The sequence below is a fragment of the Taibaiella lutea genome (assembly GCF_008629695.1).
Classification (GTDB): Bacteria; Bacteroidota; Bacteroidia; order Chitinophagales; family Chitinophagaceae; genus Taibaiella; species Taibaiella lutea.
Map to the genome: position 1 here is coordinate 681313 of NZ_VWSH01000003.1, position 20326 is coordinate 701638.

General features: G+C 39.3%; 18 protein-coding genes. 12 read left to right on the forward strand and 6 right to left on the reverse strand.

Going from position 1 to position 20326, the window contains the following annotated elements; translation table 11 throughout:
- The first annotated feature begins 159 nt into the window (after positions 1-159).
- Complete coding sequence (locus tag F0919_RS14140; RefSeq protein WP_150033419.1) at positions 160-603, forward strand: energy transducer TonB; 444 nt, start codon at positions 160-162, stop codon at positions 601-603.
- 200 nt (positions 604-803) lie between these two features.
- Entirely contained in the window at positions 804-1097 is a 294-nt protein-coding gene (locus tag F0919_RS14145; protein ID WP_190277395.1) for an energy transducer TonB, read from the forward strand.
- 3 nt (positions 1098-1100) lie between these two features.
- Here the strand turns inward: F0919_RS14145 and F0919_RS14150 are convergent, their stop codons facing one another.
- Positions 1101-2015, reverse strand: a complete 915-nt coding sequence (locus tag F0919_RS14150; RefSeq protein WP_150033421.1) for a DMT family transporter — start codon at positions 2013-2015, stop codon at positions 1101-1103.
- A 189-nt stretch (positions 2016-2204) separates the two neighbouring features.
- Positions 2205-3617, reverse strand: a complete 1413-nt coding sequence (rlmD, locus tag F0919_RS14155; protein ID WP_150033422.1) for a 23S rRNA (uracil(1939)-C(5))-methyltransferase RlmD — start codon at positions 3615-3617, stop codon at positions 2205-2207.
- Positions 3618-3837: 220 nt separating this feature from the next.
- Between rlmD and F0919_RS14160 the strand changes: the two genes are divergently transcribed.
- The gene (locus F0919_RS14160; RefSeq protein ID WP_150033423.1) at positions 3838-5268 is read left to right on the forward strand and encodes a TlpA family protein disulfide reductase; all 1431 of its coding nucleotides are present in this window, start codon (positions 3838-3840) and stop codon (positions 5266-5268) included.
- Positions 5269-5327: 59 nt separating this feature from the next.
- Positions 5328-6761 (forward strand): redoxin domain-containing protein, encoded by a 1434-nt coding sequence (locus tag F0919_RS14165; RefSeq protein ID WP_150033424.1) that lies wholly within the window; start codon positions 5328-5330, stop codon positions 6759-6761.
- Between the two features lie 243 nt (positions 6762-7004).
- Here F0919_RS14165 and F0919_RS14170 read toward each other — a convergent pair whose 3' ends face one another.
- The 3 genes from F0919_RS14170 to F0919_RS14180 form a co-directional block, all read right to left on the reverse strand.
- Positions 7005-7589, reverse strand: a complete 585-nt coding sequence (locus F0919_RS14170; protein WP_150033425.1) for a hypothetical protein — start codon at positions 7587-7589, stop codon at positions 7005-7007.
- Between the two features lie 957 nt (positions 7590-8546).
- Positions 8547-9512, reverse strand: coding sequence for a hypothetical protein (locus F0919_RS14175; RefSeq protein ID WP_150033426.1), 966 nt, complete (start codon positions 9510-9512; stop codon positions 8547-8549).
- Between the two features lie 234 nt (positions 9513-9746).
- Positions 9747-10526, reverse strand: coding sequence for a porin family protein (locus F0919_RS14180; RefSeq protein WP_150033427.1), 780 nt, complete (start codon positions 10524-10526; stop codon positions 9747-9749).
- Between the two features lie 129 nt (positions 10527-10655).
- Here F0919_RS14180 and F0919_RS14185 point away from each other — a divergent pair, with 129 nt between their 5' ends.
- Entirely contained in the window at positions 10656-11990 is a 1335-nt protein-coding gene (locus F0919_RS14185; protein WP_150033428.1) for a dihydroorotase, read from the forward strand.
- A 257-nt stretch (positions 11991-12247) separates the two neighbouring features.
- Positions 12248-14413, forward strand: coding sequence for a T9SS type A sorting domain-containing protein (locus F0919_RS14190; RefSeq protein WP_150033429.1), 2166 nt, complete (start codon positions 12248-12250; stop codon positions 14411-14413).
- 55 nt (positions 14414-14468) lie between these two features.
- Here F0919_RS14190 and F0919_RS14195 read toward each other — a convergent pair whose 3' ends face one another.
- Positions 14469-15818, reverse strand: a complete 1350-nt coding sequence (locus F0919_RS14195; protein ID WP_235903513.1) for a DEAD/DEAH box helicase — start codon at positions 15816-15818, stop codon at positions 14469-14471.
- A gap of 128 nt (positions 15819-15946) precedes the next feature.
- Here F0919_RS14195 and F0919_RS14200 point away from each other — a divergent pair, with 128 nt between their 5' ends.
- The 6 genes from F0919_RS14200 (at position 15947) to F0919_RS14220 (ending at position 20305) form a co-directional block, all read left to right on the forward strand.
- Positions 15947-16696 carry an NYN domain-containing protein gene (locus F0919_RS14200; protein WP_150033430.1) on the forward strand — a complete coding sequence of 250 codons (750 nt, stop codon included), beginning with the start codon at positions 15947-15949 and terminating at the stop codon, positions 16694-16696.
- Between the two features lie 123 nt (positions 16697-16819).
- A complete protein-coding gene (locus F0919_RS14205; protein ID WP_150033431.1) occupies positions 16820-17161 on the forward strand; it encodes a hypothetical protein in 342 nt (113 codons plus the stop codon).
- A gap of 241 nt (positions 17162-17402) precedes the next feature.
- Positions 17403-18431 carry a phenylalanine--tRNA ligase subunit alpha gene (gene pheS / locus F0919_RS14210; RefSeq protein WP_150033432.1) on the forward strand — a complete coding sequence of 343 codons (1029 nt, stop codon included), beginning with the start codon at positions 17403-17405 and terminating at the stop codon, positions 18429-18431.
- A 123-nt stretch (positions 18432-18554) separates the two neighbouring features.
- A complete protein-coding gene (locus tag F0919_RS14215) occupies positions 18555-19082 on the forward strand; it encodes a hypothetical protein (protein ID WP_150033433.1) in 528 nt (175 codons plus the stop codon).
- Positions 19083-19087: 5 nt separating this feature from the next.
- On the forward strand, positions 19088-19252 hold the full coding sequence (locus F0919_RS18465) for a hypothetical protein (RefSeq protein WP_190277396.1): 165 nt from the start codon (positions 19088-19090) through the stop codon (positions 19250-19252).
- Positions 19253-19336: 84 nt separating this feature from the next.
- Positions 19337-20305: an NAD-dependent epimerase/dehydratase family protein gene (locus F0919_RS14220; protein WP_150033434.1), complete on the forward strand. Its 969-nt coding sequence runs from the start codon at positions 19337-19339 to the stop codon at positions 20303-20305.
- Positions 20306-20326: the final 21 nt, after the last annotated feature.

Here is a 20326-nt window from a genome sequence, read left to right on the forward strand (position 1 = left end):
ATGATTGACTGCATTTTAAAATTTGAATATTAGTGTGGCATCGGATGGTATAATATTCTTTATTTTTGTATTTAAGTACTATTTTAGCATACTTTTAAGCCAATCAAAGTCACAGATTTTTTTGGAGCAATTTCTATCATCTTTTTAAAACGCATAATTATGATGTTATCACCAAACAAGACATCAGGCAAAAACGTACAGATAACATTTTCTGCGCTGATGTTAGCTGCATTTATATTATTTCAAAGTAATATACATGTAACGGCACAAAGTAGAAAAGGCGAGAAGAAAATTTTTACAATGGTGGACCAGACAGCAGAATTTCCCGGCGGAATGAGTGAAATGCGCACTTACCTGGCAAAAAGCATTCATTATCCTGATTCTGCAAAGAAGAATAATATTCAGGGAAAAGTAGTCCTTCAATTTATAGTAAATAAGGACGGCTCTATCAGCGATGTTGACATCATGCATAATCTGGCGGGGGGCTGCGGAGCAGAAGCGAGAAGAGTGGTGCTGGCAATGCCTAAATGGAAACCGGGTATGATGAATGGCCAGGCGGTAGATATGTATTATACCCTGCCTATTTATTTTAAAACCAGATAAATGGATTTTTAAAAATTGCCGGCTTTCGCCGGCAATTTTTTTATGGAATATATGAAATGACTTGTCTTTTCCCAATGAAAGCCATCATCTCAAAATGCTTCAGGCAAAACACTGTTCTTTGTTTGTCCTTCCTGTTCCTCTTCCAAATTGCATCTGCACAGAAGCAAGAACCACCCTTTCAATGCAAAATCGCAGAAGAGATGCCTGAATTTCCCGGCGGCCCTACAGCGCTCCTTAAATATATTTCAACTAATTTAAAATATCCGGAAAGCAGCAATGAGGATTTATGTGGCAGAATAGTCGCAAGATTTGTCGTTAATAAATCAGGGAGCACCGGGCAGGTTAAAATTATCAGAGGCTGTAATAATGCAGGATTGGAAGCTGCAGTTATTAAGCTGATTCAGGACATGCCTGCATGGAAGCCGGGCAAGGCAAACGGCACAATTGTCGATTGCGATTACACTTTGCCCATCAGTATAAATTTGAAAGAATAAGAGCTATAAGGTTTTGCGGATTTTCCGCTCCCTGTAATTATTTCGTATTTTCTCTGCATTGGTTATATAAACGCCCAGAAGAATTACAAATAAACTTCCTATTTCAGGTTTGGTAATGTCTTCATGGTAAAACAATCCCCATACGATAGCCATTACCGGTATGCAGTAAGTCACCATAGCAGCAAATATTACACCCGCATTTTTAATCAGCTGATAATATCCGACCGTAGCGATACCTGTACAAACAAACCCAAGCAAAGAAGTATAACCTGCCGCTTTCAGGAAACCGCTGTCATTGAACTGCAATGAAAAAAAGCCGGTGAAAATAAGTACCAGCAAGGCTATAAAGCCACTGCACAATAATGAAACCGAGGCAACGCCATAAATATTTATGCCTTTCAGATAACGGCCTACCATGTTTACATTGATACCATAAAAAACAGTTGCAATAATTATCAGTGAAATGTCAATCAGATTTTGCTGCCCTTCTACCCCGCCCCGGCTAAGCAATAAAAGCAGGCTTCCTAAAAATGCAATTCCAATGCCCAGTTGCTGCATGCGACTGGTTTTTTGCTGAAAAAAAGCTACACCCAGAATCAAGGTGAATATCGGCGTCAGGGAATTTAACATGCCCGCTAATGCGCTGCTGACACCCATTTCGGCCTTACAAAACAAATAGGCAGGAATCAAATTGCCAAACAAGCCGGAAAGGAAAACAACACCGAATTTCTGCTTCGGAATATCTTTAAAATGCCTGAATGCAAAGGGCAATAATGTAAGGCCCGCCACTAAAATCCGGATGGAAGCAACGTGGTAAGAAGACAAATGCTCCAAGCCCAGTTTCATCAAAATAAAACTACTGCCCCAGATAAAGGACAGCAGTATGAATAAAAACCAGTTACCGAATTTGGTGTTCAAAAAACAATATTTTAAAATTCAAAAGGATAAAATTCAGGAAACGCTGCTTGTAATCATGATAAAGCAGCTATTTACATTTGACAACTTTTTAAAAGGAAACGATGCTATTAATCCTGTTGATGCTATTAATAACATTTGATAACTTTTAAAAAGTTGTCAAATGTATTACCGGCGAATTATAAAAAGACCCTACTTCAATTCCAGCAAAGCCACATTTTCAATATGATGTGTATGCGGGAACATATCTACCGGCTGTAACCTTACAACCTTATACATCTCGTCCAACAATGCCAAATCCCGCGCCTGCGTCGCCGGATTGCAGCTTACATACACAACTCTGGGCGCTTTTATACGCAATAATGTTTGTATCAGCTTCTCATGCATACCTGCACGCGGCGGATCTGTAATGATAACATCAGGTCTTCCGTGTTCCTCGAAAAATGCATCCGTTGCAATATCAGAAACATCGCCCGCATAGAATTGACAATGCTCCAGGCCATTCCAGGATGCATTTAATTTTGCATCTTCAATAGCATCCGGCACAGCCTCAATACCGATAATTTTCTTTGCGCCTTTTGATAAAAATATACCGATGCTTCCTGTACCGCAATATAAATCGTACACCACTTCCTTGCCTGTCAGTCCTGCAAAGTCGCGGGTAATCTGATATAATTTTTCGCCCTGCTTGGTATTGGTCTGGAAAAACGACTTAGGGGAAATCTTAAAACGGAAATCTTCCAGATATTCTTCTATATAGCCCTTGCCATGATAAGTTACAACCTTCAAATCATAAATGGTATCATTCATTTTCGGATTGATGGTGTAATGCAAAGAAGTAATTTCAGGTACTTCCTTCAAAAGAATATCCAGCATCATTTTTAGCTCCGGCCTGTCTTCCTTCACAATCAGGTTCACCATAACCTCACCGCTGGTCGCTACACGTATTATCACATTGCGTAGCCATCCTTCCTGCTTTCTGTGGTCATAAAAAGGAAGGTTATTTTCCAATGCTATTTTACGTAACAGGTTTTTTATTTTATTGGTAGGCTCGGCCTGCAGATAGCAGGTCTGAATATCTACCACCTTATCAAACATACCGGGCGCGTGAAAACCCAAAGCAGGTTTACGTTTGATTTCGCCATCGCCCGCGGCTTCAATTTCTTCCCGTGTCAGATAACTTAATTCGCTGAATGTAAATTCCAGCTTGTTGCGGTATTCCCTTTGCAGGTCGCTTCCCACAATCGTTTCAATAGGAGGCAATGCCACATGTCCTATTCTTGTCAATTGGTCCGTTACCTGAATCTGCTTATATTCCAGTTGTTTATCATAAGGTAACATTTGCCATTTACAGCCGCCGCAAACCCCAAAATGATTACAAAAAGGAATAACCCTGTCTTCCGATGGCGTTACAATCTTCATGGCCCTTCCCTCTGCATAGCTCTTTTTGTTCTTCATGATCATCACCTCGACCACATCACCGGGAACCGCTCCTTCTACAAATAAAGTTTTGCCATCTTCCAAATGTGCTATAGACTTGCCTTCTGCGGCATAGCGTTCCAACCTTATTGCGCTTACTACTGTCTTTTTGTTTTTCCTTGCCAATGTTAAATATGCTTGTTAATCTCTTGCAAAGGTAGCCCGATTTTTAATGTTGCATTCATTCGTTTTTTAGCTTTGAACACAACGTAACAATTTTTAATCCGACTTTAGAAAATATAATCGAGTGGTTTAATTACTAAATTGTTTCAAGGGAAGAACTGCTCAACAAGTAAACAATAAGTAATAAAACCATTAAGCAATTTAACAATTTTACATACTTCGAATGAAAAATACCGCATTGATTGCATTATTGTTATTGTCTTCGTTTTTTTCTTTCGGCAAATCCGGATACAAGGTTGAGGTAAACTTTCCGAAGGACATCAACGACTCTGTAGTATATCTGGCTCATTTCTACGGTAAAAACCTTCCTACCATTTTCACGGTCGATTCTGCAAAAGTCTCTCCAAATAAAACAGTTGTATTCCAGAAAAAAGATGCTGTTCTTGGCGGCATTTACCTGATTGTTTATAACCATCGCAGCAAAATTGTAGAATTTGTATTAGATAACGGAGACGATTTTTCCATTGATTTTAAACCCGGCAAGAACGGTTCATCAACGGCCGTATTTAAAAATAGCGCAGAGAACAACCGTTATCAGGCTTATAATGCCGAATCGGAAGAAATGGGAACCACCAACCGGATGTTACTGGCTAAGTTGGCAATGGCAAAAACGCATGATGATACAGCTGCTGTTACCACTGCTTTTCAGCAATTGACAGCACGACAACTGGAACAGCGGGAAAAATATATAAAACAATATCCAAACACTTTCCTTTCAAAAGTATTTGTAAGCCTTCAATCGCCCGAAGTACCTAAAGGGCCGCATTATCTTGAAGATGGCAAAACAATAGATTCTCTTTTCGATTATACTTATTACAAAGCGCATTACTGGGACAACTTCGATTTTAAGGATGACCGCCTTATTAATACACCGGTTTATGATGCAAAGCTGAATGATTATTTCAGCAAATGGATTTATCAGATTCCGGATACCATTAATGCCGAGGCAGATAAAATTTTAAAAGCCACCAGGAACTCAAAAGAATTATTTCGCTATACCTTACGCACGCTTACGGCTAATGCCCTGCAAAGCAAGATAATGGGAATGGATGAAGTGTTTGTATATCTTGTGGAACATTATTACATGAAGGGAGATGCGTACTGGCTTTCAAAAAAAGATTTGGATTGGTACGAAGACCGCGCACGTAAAATGTCGCCTACCGTATTGGGCAACACTGCGCCGGAATTGATGATGCAGGACGTGTTTACCCTGGGCGACAAACCGCTTTCGGAACTTAAAGCAAAATATACCGTGGTCGTAATCTGGGATTATGATTGCCCTGTTTGTAAAAAAGAAGTACCTAAACTGGATTCGGTTTACAACGCCATATTGAAAAATAAAGGAGTGAAAGTTTATTCCGTAGCAAGCGGTGGCGAACTGGATAAGGTGCAGCAATTTATAAAAGACAATAAAATAGAAGATTGGACCAATGTTGCGGACGTCAATAACAATACCGGATTCAAAGAAAAATATGATGCTTATTCGACCCCTAAAATCTATTTGCTCGATGAAAATAAAAAAATCATCGGCAAGGGTTTGGACCATAGCAATATAAACACCGTAATTGAAATGTCTGAAAAGAAAAAGATTTAGAGAACCGGCTGAATAAAGCTTTAACCAATTATATACTTTTGCAATCTTATAAAAAACCAATGAAGAAATTATTATTAGGCGCATTTTGTACAGCATTGAGCCTTGCTTCTTTCGGCAAGAACGGCTACAGAATCGAAGTAAAATTCAAGCAGGACGTTTCAGATACATTTGTTTATCTGGCCCACTATTATGCAAAACCTTTACCTACCATCTACAAAACAGATTCGGGTTTGGTGGTCAACAAAAGGAGCCTGATTATTGAGTCAAAAGACAGCGTGCTTGGCGGCGTATATATGATTTTGTTCAACAACAAATCCAAGTTCACGGAATTCATTCTGAATAACGGCGATAATTATACCATCAATATCGACACAACCGATATGCCGAAAAACATCAGTTTCAAAACCAGCGAGGAGAATACCCGCTATGTGGATTATGAAAGATACCTGATGCAATACGGCGCAAAACAGCAGGCATTTGTTGAAGAGCTGAAACATGCTAAAAATGCCGCAGATACGCAGGCCGTCCGCGATAAATCCGGCAAGCTTGCAAAAGAATTGACCGCCTACAGGACCGATTATGCCAAAAAATATCCGAACACCTATCTGAGCAAAGTTTTCAATGCAATGATACTGCCAGTAGTGCCTGAAGGAAAGCATTACCTTGAAGATGGCAAAACCGTTGATTCTACCTGGGCTTATAAATATTACAAAGCGCATTATTGGGATAAGTTTGATTTCACGGATAACCGTATCATGAATTCACCTATTTATGATGCCAAACTGGATGAATATTTCAACAGGCTGGTATATCCTACGCCGGATTCCATAAACTATGAGGCAGATAAAATTTTAGCCAAAACCCGCAATGCAAAAGAGATATTTAAATATACATTGCAATGGCTGGCAGGAAACACAGATAACAGCAAGGTGATGGGTATGGACGAAGCCTTTGTACACCTTGTAGAAAATTATTACATGAAAGGCGATGTATATTGGCTGGATTCTGCAACCCTTGCAAAATATGAAGACCGCGCCAGAAAAATCGCCCCGAATGTATTGGGAAATTTAGCGCCTGAACTCAATTGTCAGGATATCTGGACATTGCAGGACAAAAAGCTTGGCGAGATGGAAGCAAAATATACCCTGGTGGTTTTCTGGTCTAAAGAGTGCGGGCACTGTATGAAAGAAATTCCGCAACTGGATTCTGTTTACAATCTTATTTTAAAGAAAAGAGGCGTTAAGGTATATGCTGTGAGTACGGAAGGCGAACTTTCCGATATCCAGAAGAAAGTGAAAGAACTTAAAATTGAAGAATGGACCAATGTGGTGGATGCACATGGAAATACCGGTTATAAAGATAAATACGATGTGTATGTAACCCCAAGAATCTACCTTTTGGATGAACATAAAAAGATTATCGGTAAAGGCCTGGATCATGGCAATATTGTAGATGTACTTGATTTTGTAGAAAAGAAGAAAAACAAAAATTAAGGTAAAACAAGAATATTAAACAAAAACGCTGAAGGGATTATCTTCAGCGTTTTTTGTTTTGGATCTGCTTGTTAGGGAAGCCGATCGATTGTTTTGCTCATGCCTTTCAGGAGTTTATGGCAGGACACGAGCCAAAGGTCTGCGCTAACTAGGCTTGTTGTAGGTGCATGAGCTTCAGGTTCTTTTTAAGTTGTTGTATTTTACTGTTATAGTGTAACACAGGTTCTACGTTAGTGATTTCTATTAGGAAAGTAAATGCTCCAATGAACGTGCCTCCGCTTCTACCAAAGGGATCAAACTTAACATTGATGCTTCAAATAAATAGAGTTTACTATTCCTTACATCAAGTAGTGCATGTATGTGGTTTTTTGTAGGAATTGCATGCTTCATTAAAGCAAGAACACTGGCTATTCTATCTTTTGACGGCTGTTCTGATTTTAGATATAACTTGATCAAATATTTATCACCACCCCATTCTAATCCTATTTCAGGATTAATTGGAATACTAAGATCTCCATAAATCCAATCTTTTTTAGGCGGATTAAACCATGTAATGTCTTTTTTACCGATAAACTTTTTATATCCAGTTGCCATTGCGCCATAATTGATAACTTTCTTATCAGGTAAATTACCAATAAGTTTATCTAGTTCTTTTTTGTCGTGACCTTTTGAATGGAGTTCTTGAACAGCTTCCCTAAATCGTTTATAATAATCTTTAGCAGGTTCGTAAGGTTCAGATAACTGTACTTTAATTTTGTCTGCACATGTTTTTTTGGGACTTCCTGACTTTAAAACAAAATCAATAAATGAAGTAAGTGGTATTTGCATAATGACGCTTTAAATTTGGTTAAAATTATTTGTGTTAGAAGTTTAAATAAATAAAATGTTTATAAAAGAACAATTATAGTCATCTTATAATTTTCATATCTAAATTCGTGCCAATGTTAAATATGTCAGGAAGCAATATCTGTTTAGTGTTTACATATCTCTTTTTTTTGATAAATAGGGAAATATTTACTTGATTTTAATTATTGATTTATGTCACTAAGACAGAAGATATTAGAGTTTAAGTCTTTTTGGCAATTAAATTTATATTGATATGATTGCTCGGCAGCTACCACCCAGTCTGTATGGTATCACCTTACTTTTTATTAGGTATCACCTCACAATTTCTTAGTTGCTACCTTGCCTTTTCTTAGGTCCACCTAACCTTTTCTAAAATACCACCTTACCTGTCAAAAAGGAACTACCTCGTGTTTTATCAGGTATTACCTCCAAATTTTATAGGTATCACCTGCCCTCCTTTAAAGGTACCACCTCGTTTTTTCTTAGGTTATACCTCGCTTTTTCGTAGGTACCTCCTAATCCTTTCAATAGGTACTACCTCCTGTTTTGTTAGGTATCACCTTCTCATTTTAATAGGTACCACCTCGCTGTCTGGCAGGCAGCACCTCGTTATTTCATAGGTGGTAGTTTAAAAAACCTTAGGTAGGCGTTTTTAAATAACGGATTACCTCTATTCAGGAAACAAGACTATTGATTTTATCCCGGAGGGATAGAATATCGGTAGCTTTTTATTATCTGATAGAGCATTGTCCCGTAGGGACAACATTGCAATGTTCATCACATTTTTTGTTTGGAGTAATTTGACCCTTACAGGGTCAGAAATGGATTGCTGATATGCTCTACCAATATTATATCCCTATGGGATAGGTAAGGTATTTTCACAAAAAAATAGAGCCTCTGGAAAGAGGCTCTATGCTGCAAAAACAGCTTTTTCATACACTATAAGTTAAGCAGCACACTCTGTATGGCGCTTACAGATTGTTGCATTGCAGGATTTGTCGTAATAGAAATATTGTTGCTTACCGTAATGTTTTCTTTCAGGTCAAAATAGTAAGCATTGTTCCTTGCGCTCAATACCACCACTTTAATATTGGTGCCGACAGGCAGGAAGTAACTTGGATAACCTAAGCTGAAGGTGCTTGTTGCTGCATCATAATGCGACAAGCCGGTTACCATATTCAGGTCAGGAAAAATAATGAAAACCCGCGTGTTCGCAACATTATAAGAGGAATCAGGCAATGTCACCTTTACATCAGACTTCGGATCCGGAGAAGAAATAAAATGATCGCAATTTATCCAGTTAAAATTGAGGCAGGAATCAAATGCATAATAGAAAGTAGGGTTGCTCAAGGAATCTTTCGTTGCACGGGGAACGGTATTGCTTGAATCGCTTGACCATATAGTTCCACTCAAAGGATCTGTGGAGGCGATGCCGTTAAAAAGCGCCATAGACTGCTCATTGGCGCCCGGCTGTTTAAAAGAAATGCTGTAATTGTTTGCAAATACTTCATGGTTGTTTACTTTGGCTGTTATATTTACGCAACCGCCACTGCCAAGCAATTCATGCGAATCTGTTTCTGTCGTTACATTGTTCAGCAACATTTGTCCGGGCGTGTAAGCCTCTGTCAAAGTAATATCAACCGTACCGGAAGTTATTATATTTCCTGAAGCGTCTTTAAATGATTGCGGATTGAACCTGATAATAGTACCCCTTGCGCCGGTGATGCTTTGCCAGGAGCCCGCGTTGACTGTAAATCCCTGTGGCGTTTCCTTTAATGACTGGTACAAAGAAGCAATAGACTTGTTTTCATTGGCCGGAGCAGGATCTTTATCATCGCTGCAGGCGCCAAAGCCGATAGCCATTGCCAATATCATTAATGGCGTCATTAGTTTTCTCATCATCATAATGTTTGTTTTATCAGTTGTTATCAATTGGTTCCTAAGCGGTATGAAAATCTGAAAGCCTTGCCTGAAGCGGCATACGGGTTCAGCAAAGAAATAAAGACGCAAATAAAAGCAGAAACCTTGGTTTCTGCTTCCCTATAAATTCCTAAAGTACTGTTACATGAATGTGAAGGTGCAATTGTTGTAATATAACGTTACACCCTTTATCAGCGAATTTCCCAGGATGAATAGTTGTTAGAAAAACAACCCAATCCTCAACGCAAAATTATTTAACCTTGTATTGGCATCCTGAAAGGGCAGGTCATAAGCCATATCATATTTGCCGGGATTGGTTGCATCAGGTGCAAAGCCATTATTAAAAAAGATACCACCATAAGCAGCCAGTTTTTGATTCAAAGGATATTCCAAGCCTGCCCCGATGTTCATCGAAAACATTACAGGTGCAATGGCAAGCGTACCTTTTATTTTTTCATTGTTGCCCGTTGCTGTTTTTTTGTTTCCCATATCATCTGTATAATCAACCGTATAAGTTCCTTTTTTAGCAATATTGAATCCGGTTGTAATACCTAACTGACCAAAGAAACGGAACCCGGCAATGATATCCGTACGTAATTTTAAGGCTGCGGGTACTTCAAGATAGTTAAGCCTGTAATTAAAATCACTGTGCGTCACTACCTTGGTTGTTGCCGTTCCCTGGTAATCCGAAATAATTTTTCCTCCGGTCATATTTACCTGCAGCCCCGTTACGATAGCATAATTATCTGCAAATCTGTACTCGGCCATTACCCCGTAGGTAAAGCCTATTTTGCTTCCGTTGCTTTTAGGAGCATAGGAGCCATCTCCGGTTTTTGCCGTGGTGGGTTTCATCCAGGACATGGTCGGTGCAACATATACACCAAAACGGATTTGTTTGGAATCAATATCCGAAGAACCGGAAACCGATGTCGTTTGGGCAAATACAAAATTGCCAGATAATAGTAATACTGATGTTGTTAAGCGTTTTACGTATTTCATAAAATTCAATTTTTGGTTAAAACATTTTCTTACTATTATACTATCAAAAATCGGGCCAAAAATGCAATTGTTTAGAAAATTCCTAACCCTACCTTTGCAGGAATCTCCAATAATTAAAAAATTAAGCACATGCAGCAACCCATATTGATTAAGAATGCAACACTTGTAAATGAAGGAAAACAATGGCAATCAGACGTTCTTATCAAGGCCGGAAGAATTGAGAAAATTGCAAGTGGAATTGAGACTAATGAAAATTGCATTGAAATTAATGCCGAAGGAAAATACCTTATTCCCGGAGTAATAGACGATCAGGTGCATTTCAGGGAACCGGGATTGACGCATAAAGCAACTATAGGTTCTGAAGCAAGGGCTGCTGTGGCCGGAGGCACCACCTCTTTTATGGAAATGCCCAACACCAATCCTCCTGCAACGACACAGGAATTGCTGGAACAAAAGTATAGCCGTGCCGCGGAAACATCTGTAGCTAACTATTCTTTTTTTATGGGCGTAGCGAATGATAATGTGGAAGAAGTACTGAAAACCAATGCAAAGAAAAAGGACGTTTGCGGCATAAAAATTTTTATGGGAAGCAGTACCGGCAATATGCTGGTAGATAATTATGTTACGCTCAATACCATTTTCTCCGAAACAGAAATGCTGATTGCAACCCATTGCGAGGACGAAAGAATCATTAAAGCCAATAAAGAGAAATATGCCGATGCCGACAACGCTTCTTACCATCCGCTGATACGCAATGAGGAAGCCTGTTTTGAATCTTCCTTTTCTGCGGTTCAGCTAGCAAAGCAGCATGATACGCGCCTGCACATCCTTCACATTTCTACAGAACGCGAACTGCAGTTGTTTACCAATATGTTTCCTTTAAAAGATAAACGTATTACTAACGAAGTATGCGTGCACCACCTGCATTTTACGGCTGATGATTATGCTGCGTTAGGCACATTGATTCAGTGTAATCCTGCCATCAAAGCGCCGCATCATAAAGAGGCCCTCTGGAAAGCGTTGCTCGACGACAGATTGGATATTATTGCAACAGATCATGCACCGCATACCTGGGAAGAAAAACAACAGCCTTATGGAAAAGCGCCCTCCGGCCTTCCATTGGTACAACATTCTTTAATGATGATGCTGGATTACGTAAAAGAAGGCCGCATTACAATTGAAAAAGTGATTGAAAAAATGTGCCATGCACCCGCTCAATGTTTTAATATTGAAGAGCGCGGTTATTTGCGCGAAGGCTATTGGGCCGACATGGTTTTAATAGATCCGAATGAAACTTACACTGTTGCTAAAAGTAATATTCTTTACAAATGCGGCTGGTCGCCTCTGGAAGGAAAAACTTTCCCCATGAGTATTTCAAAAACAATTGTCAGCGGACATATTGCTTATTCAGATGGAAAAGTAAATGATAGTGTAATGGGTAAAAGATTGCGGTTTAAAGATTAACTGCGATCTCTGATTTTATAAATAAAAGGCTCAAAGCAAATAATTGCTTTGAGCCTTTTGCTTTGAGAGAAATATTCAATTATTCTATTCTTTATTATGATTATGATAGCTTTTTATTTTATACCTATTAACATTATTTATCATTTTTTCTAATAATAAATCAAAAATTAGTGTTTTCACCAAGCGTAAATTAGTGGTTATGATTATGTTAAAACAATACACGCGATGTAGTTTTGAATTAACTAAACTATTTTTTTATGAAAACACTCATTTTTTACATCCGACCAATACTCACATTTACAATGTGCGTTATTTTCTTAATCTGCTGTTTCAGCATTAACAATACAGCCGCACAAACTATCAGATCTTATGCAACGAGACAAGCTGTAAAAATATCCTCCGGAGGTGGCGTTTCGAATGCGTCTATGGCAACTGACGGAGATCCGGCAACACATTCTTCACTCAACCAATCCATCTACATAGGCCTTGACAACCGGTATGTGGAGCAAATCCTGGACTTTAATCCTAATCCGGCATCTGTTTCAACTTACGCCACTATGATTTCGGCCAATACACCTATTACAGTAAAAGTCGAAATGCCGTCAACGATATTAGGATTAATGAATAAAATTGAAATTCAGGCAATAACAGGTTTGCAGCAATCCGGCGGCTCCTGGATTTATACAAATGTCGGCACCGCAGTTTCAGGCAACAATCTGTTATCATTACTTTCAGGAAACGGGTCAAATGAAATAACCATCACGCCGAACGTGGCTTTTCAAGGCATCCGCGTCAGGGTATCGGCTACCGCACTTCTTGCCAACAGCGCAGGTGTTTATCATGCATATGTAAAGGTTCCTGCAACAGGTAATACTCTTTGTAACGACAGGATAGATGTTATGTCGGGTATAATGCCTGTTACAATATTGGGGGTTTTAAGCACAACCGCCAGCGTCAGCAATCCCTGGGCTGCAGTTGATAATGACATGAGCACCTATGCGGAACTCAAAACAGGAATAGATGTTTTGAATGAAGTGTACCATACAACTATGTTTAATACCGTTTCCAAAATCGGAGATACCCTTCAGCTTGCATTGCAGGATATAAGCGGAAACTTACTTACGGTCGGTGCTTTAACAGGTTTTACAATCAGGCTTTATAACGGCGAAACCCTGGCTCAAACCATAACCAATAATCCAGCAATCTTAAGCCTGAGACTCTTGAACCCTGTCGGGAACATTATGCAGATGAGCGCTGTTCCTACTGTCGCTTTTGATAAAGCCGAAATCATGGTAGGTGGTGTTGCAAATGCTTTTTCAGGCATCCGGATTTACGAGATGGACAGAAAAAATGCAGGCGTTTTGCTTACATCTTCCCAAAAGAATATTTACGTGTACGCAGGTCAAACTTATACCTTGAATGCAACGGCAATTGCAACGGGCGATAATGTTGTGTTTTATGATGCTCCTGTAAATGGAAATGTAATGTCTGCAGGACCAACAACTACTACCGAAGCCCAAAGCGGAACAATGCTCTCTTTTTATACAGGCACTACCCGTAACGGCTGTCTTGAATCCTCAGAACGGAAAACTATAAATATCCACATCATTGGTTTCACAAGGCACTTCCCTGATACGGCTTATTTGGGTCAGCCTTATAACAGTGATATTATTGTTAGCGATACGAATAGCTTGCCTTTGCCTTCTGACTTTCAATACACAACAACTTCACAACTTCCGGAAGGACTTTCCTTAAATCCCCAGACAGGAGTAATTACGGGAATGCTTACTTCTATGACATCTGTGCCGCCAATAATTGTGAATATTTTCGATTCCGCCAATAATTTGCCGGTCGGCACATTTAGTTATCCATTCATATTGTCAGTAGGTATTCCACTTGGTATTGATAACATACTGACCTGTAAAACTGACGGAAACGAAGTGTTGCTCCAATGGAGTGCCGACTCTGACAAAGAACATATGGATTTCATTATTGAAAGAAGCATGGACGCAAAAAAATTCAATACAACAGGAGTTGTAAAAAGCAATTACGGATTTGGAACCGTTAGAACGGAATACAGCTTCACAGATAAGCAACCTGATAATGGAATCAACTATTATCGTTTAAAACAAACCGAAAAGAATGGGAAAGTACATTACAGCAACCTGGTTTCAGCCTTTATAAACACTAAACAATCTGTTTCTATCTACCCCAATCCGGTGAATACGATTTTAAATATCCGGACAGAAAACACATCGGCTGTTTATATCTATAATGCAGCGGGGCAACTGGTTCTGACAAAAACAATTGACGGTCAAAATAATACCGGTATTGACGTCAGCCATCTTGCCAACGGAATATATTCTTTGAGAATAGGGGATGAAAATGAAATTCTGATTAAAAATTTCATCATAAGTCATTAAAATTAATTTAACCAAACAGAAAACCCGAATCGTTACTGATCCGGGTTTTCTGATTTTATTTCGCCACTTCCACCTTTGCTTTCTTTCCCTTTATCCTTTCTTCCTTTACAAGGTGTAAAGCATGATTCACCTTCGTTTTTCTTACTGCTACAAAAGAGAAGAAATCTTTTACCTCAATCAATCCGATATCTTCTTTTTTCAATTCTGCTTTATTGGTAAGAAACCCTACGATGTCAATCTTGTTTACTTTGTCTTTCTTGCCATGCGGTAAATACAAGGTTGTCCATTTCGGCTTTTCAGGAACTTCGTAAGTGCCAAGTTCCAGTTTTATTTCTTCAATATCTTCTTTAATATATTCCGGCATTTTCTCGTCCGGCGAAAGAATAAGAATGGCCGTTCCGCTTGCCTCCATCCTTGCCGTACGTCCGTTACGGTGCGTATAGACATCTTCAGTCAATGGCAAATGATAATGAATAATATAGCGGATGTTCGGAATGTCCAGCCCGCGGGCTGCAAGGTCTGTGGTTACGAGAATATTGGTAGTACCATTTCTGAATTTACAAAGTGCACTGTCTCTGTCCCTTTGTTCCATGGCTCCGTGATAAAACTCATTGGTAACGCCCTTTTCCCAAAGCAAATGACTGGTGCGTTCCACAGACTCGCGATGATTGCAGAAAATAATAGTGGAACGATTACCCAAATAACAAACAAGGTTGAACAACACATTCAACTTATCTTTATCATCCGATATCACCTTCCTGATAGCAAGGCTATTATTCAGCTTATCTTCTTCAGAAAGAAAATTTAAAGTCGTTTCATTTTCCAGACCTACAAATTCAGGAATCGACACCGCATCTGTAGCCGAAGTCAGGATTCTCTTTTCCAATGCCGGCAATGCTTCTATTATTTCAGACATTTCATCCTGGAAACCTAATTCCAGCGATTTATCGAACTCATCCAGCACCAAAGTTTTAATGGCTTTAGTCTTAATATTTTCGCGGCGGATATGATCTGCAATCCTGCCGGGCGTTCCCACAATCAAAGCCGGTGGCTGAATCAAGTTGTTTTCTTCAATCTCACGTTTGTGGCCGCCATAGCAGCAAGTCACTTTATGGCCCGTTCCTAATTGTTTAAAAACTTTTTCAATTTGCATCGCCAGCTCCCTGGAGGGAACAACGATTAAAGCCTGTGTATCCTTGCTTTCATTATCTATTGTATTGAGTATAGGTAGCAGGAAAGCAAGTGTTTTTCCGGAACCCGTTGCTGACAACAGCACCACATTCGTGTTTTCTTCGTTCGTTGTAATGGAAGCTTCCTGCATTTCATTCAGGGCTTCAATATTGAGGTTGGCCAGAATCTGGTCCAGGTCATAATTTGGTTGCATTGGCGCAAAAGTACGAAACATTCACCGCCCCATATTGGAAAAAGAATTGCAGTATGGTAAAACAGTCCGGCAACAACCTTTTAATCCTCTTTATGTTTGATTACATTTGTATTTGCTGATAATGAAGTCCTTAAATATTCTCTTATAATATGGAAAGCACAAAAGACCTAAAACTTGCTGTATTGATTGATGCAGACAATGTTCCTTATTCCAACATAAAAGGAATGCTTGCAGAAATTGCTAAGTACGGCACGCCTACTTTTAAGAGAATTTACGGCGACTGGACCAAGCCTACTTTATCGGGCTGGAAAACCGTATTGCTGGAATCTGCCATCACACCTATTCAGCAATATGCTTATACTTCCGGAAAAAATGCTACGGATTCTGCTTTGATTATTGATGCAATGGATATTCTTTATACCGGAAATGTGGATGGATTCTGTATTATTTCAAGCGACAGCGATTTTACAAGATTAGCCACCAGGCTGCGTGAAGCAGGCAAACAGGTTTTTGGCATGGGCGAAAGGAAAACGCCGAAATCTTTTATAGCAGCTTGTAACAAATTCATTTATATAGAAATCCTGCAGAAGGAAGTTCCGGTTGTAGAAGAAGTGGTCAAACCGGTGAAACGCGCTAAAAAAGCAAAAAAGCAGGACGATGAATTTACAAGCTTGCACAAGCTGATTACAGGCTCTATCTCTGATCTTGCCGAGGAAGACGGTTGGGTTTTTCTGGGAGTTCTGGGCAATCTTATTTTAAAGAAGCAGCCCGATTTCGATTCCAGAAATTTCGGCCATAAAAAGCTATTGGACCTCATTAAAACCATTCCGGGCATAGAAATTGAGGAGCGCCCCTCCGGGAAGAACAACATATCTCATTTTTATGTAAAGAATAAATAAAAGCGGCGGCCGAGATACATATTAAAGTAATTTTTCTCTCTTTATTTTAAACAAAACCCATGTTTTGGCATTAATATTATGACCAAATATTTTTTATTCCCTCTTCATTTATCATAAAAATCCATGTTAGCCCGCGAAGAAAAATATATTTACGACTGGGAGACGACTCGGGGAAAAGGAAAATGGCAATATATATTGCTGAATACATTTGTATGGGCTACTTTGCTTACGGTAATCATTAAGCTTTTTAAGATTGTATTAAGCACCAAATTCAGTATACAGTCTTTTTCACAAACATTTCTCAATACATCTTTTCTGTTCTTCTGGCTAAAGTTTGTGGGAGGCGTTTTCCTTTATTCTTTATTAATGTGGCATCTTTCTTATAAAAAGTACAAAGAACTTAAACAAAAGCAGATAGCTCAGATATTGGAAAAAGCAGATGCGCTGGTTGAAAACATGATATAATACGCGTAATCAGCATTACCGGATTCTGTCCCTTATCGGCAGGCATTTTATTTGCAATAATTTTTGGTACGCTGTCAGGAAAAAATTATTGTTTCCATACAGCTTTTTAGCTGCTTTGCCATAATCTGTTCTGTTTTTCCGCTACAAAATCAGTCATTTCACAGGGAGTACGCTTATTTGCTCCTTATAATTTTAGGGCAAGGTTTCCTTTCTCCTTCCGGAAACTTATCTTTGCAAGCTTATGGAATCGTTGAAGACGCGCATAGAAGCGTTAACCCAGGAAATAAATACCATTGTTCCGGCTACGAAAGAGGAGCTGGAAGCATACAGAATAAAATACCTTGGCACCAAAGGCTTGGTAAAAGAGGTGTTTGGCGGCATGAAAGACGTGGCGGCGGAGAATAAAAAAGAAGCCGGCCAGGTACTGAATGCCTTCAAGCAATTTGCCGAAGCGCATTATGAAAAATATAGTCATTTGCAGCAAGGCGGCAATGGTAATAGTAAGAAAATAGATCTCAGCCTTCCGGGAAGCAATGTTCCTTTAGGTACGCGCCATCCTTTGCGTATTGTTGAAAACAAAATTGTTGAAATATTTGAACGCCTTGGTTTTGGTGTGGCAGAAGGGCCTGAAATAGAGGATGACTGGCATAATTTCACCTCGCTGAACATGCCCGAAGATCATACCGCACGCGATATGCAGGATACTTTCTATGTATCTCAGAATCCTGATTGGCTATTACGTACACATACATCTTCGGTACAGGCACGTGTGTTGGAAGAAGGCAATTTACCTGTCCGTGTAATTTGTCCGGGACGTGTTTACCGTAATGAAACCATCAGTGCAAGAGCGCATTGCTTTTTCCATCAATGCGAAGGTCTTTATATTGATGAAAATGTTTCCTTTGCCGACCTGAAACAAACGCTTTATGCGTTCGTAACAGAAATGTTTGGCGAAGGCACAAAGGTGCGCTTCCGTCCTTCTTACTTCCCGTTCACAGAGCCAAGTGCGGAAATGGATATCAGCTGTACGGTATGTGGCGGCAGTGGCTGCAGCTTATGCAAGCATACGGGTTGGGTAGAGATTTTAGGTTGCGGCATGGTACATCCCGATTTGTTGCGCAATTTTAATATTGATCCTGAGAAATATACCGGATTTGCTTTTGGAATGGGTGTGGAACGTATAACACAAATAAGGTATCAGGTAAATGACCTTAGGTTATACTCTCAGAATGATGTGAGATTCTTAAAGCAATTTACGGTTAAGACTTAGTTCATACGTAGTGTCATTGATGACACTTTTTTTGTTATTTTGTTTTGTTTAGATAACATTTAATAACTTGATTGTTCAATACCTCAATTTGTTGACACTCTATATTTTTCGTAAATTTGTTTAGTGAAAAAACAGCATCTTAAAGGCCTTGACTTTTTTATTGATAAGCTTACTAATTCTATTGAAAATGTTATTACAGGTGATAGTTTTCAAACAGAAGTTTCAGTTATATCTGCTTCCGATTTAAAAAATATTACAAAAAAGAATAGTTGGTTGTTCAATTGGAAATTTGAATATCAACAGCCCGAAAGAGAAGTTTACAAATTGACAATAGCAGGTAATGCTCATATAATTCAAGGATTGATTTCATTGGAAGTAAAATCAGACCACGTTTATATGCATTTGGTTGAAAATGCTCCTTTCAACAAAGGGAAGATAAAAATGTATACAGGTGTGGCAGGAAACCTCGTAGCATTTGCATGCAGACTTTCCTTTCAACGTGGAAATGATGGCAATGTTTCTTTTCTGTCGAAATCGCAGCTCGTACAACATTATGAAAAGACATTGGGTGCAATTCATTTTGGAGGACGTGTTATGATTATCGAAACAAGAGCAGCATTAAAGCTTATTGGACGTTATTTTAAAAATTAAATGAGATGAAAAAACAGATATCAGAAACAGATTTTATAGGAGGCCTTGGTGCTTTAACTAAAGAAGAAGAGGCAGCCTTATCAGAATATTTTGCAAAAAAGAAAAATAAGCAAACCAAATCCGCTTTGACACCAGTAAAAACAAAAACGAATCATTCAGCTACTGCGTGATTATCGGATAAAAAAGTTCAATTCCAGTAGATAAACTAACCAATATTGTTTCATCCCGATACAATATAAACACCATTACCTTCTTTGATACTTGTTACAGGCGCCAGTGGATTTTTAGGACTGCATTTGCTTCAGGCATTGGCACAACAGCCCTTGCCGGTATTGGCCTTGTACAACAAGCATGTTCCTGATGTTTCTTTCCCCAACGTTTCTTTCAGACAATGTGATTTGCTTGATCCTTTTGCGGTAGAAGATTGCATGAAAGGCATCACACACGTCTATCATTGTGCGGCCATCGTTTCTTTTGATCCTGCTTTCAAAAAAAGAATGATTGAAGAAAATGTAGCTGCTACTGCGAACGTAGCGAATGCCGCTTTGGAAGCCGGAATTGAAAAACTGGTGCATGTAAGTTCTGTAGCCGCATTGGGAAGGGTATTGTACAACGGCGAAGCTTCTATCAACGAAGAAACGCATTGGGAAGAAAGTAAGACAAATTCTGCTTATGCCGAAAGTAAATATCTTTCGGAGATGGAAGTATGGCGCGCTATGGCCGAAGGGCTGAATGCCGTCATTGTAAATCCAAGCCTTATTTTAGGTGAAGGAGATTGGGAAAGAAGCTCTGCAAAGCTCATACAAATTGTTGCAAAAGAATTTCCCTGGTACACGCTGGGCGTTAATGGATGGGTGGATGCGAAAGATGTTGCTGCTGCAATGGTTTTGCTTATGGATAGCGACATTTCGGACGAAAGATTTATTATAAGCTGCGGCAACTTTTCGTATAAGGATATTTTTACAAAAATGGCGGAAGCCTTAAATACAAGAGCGCCTTATCGTGAAGCAAGCCCGTTGATGACGGAAATCGTCTGGCGCGCAGAATTGTTTAAAAGCCGGCTGGCCAATAAAGAAGCCACCATCACCAAAGATTCTGCCAGAGCCGCACAGGCCAAATGTTTTTACAGTAATGAAAAGTTCCTGACAGCTTTTCCTGATTTTCAGTACCGGAGTATGGATGTAACTATTCAACGCATGGCAAAAGCCTTTATGGGCAAATAGGCCTGTTTGATTACTCTTATT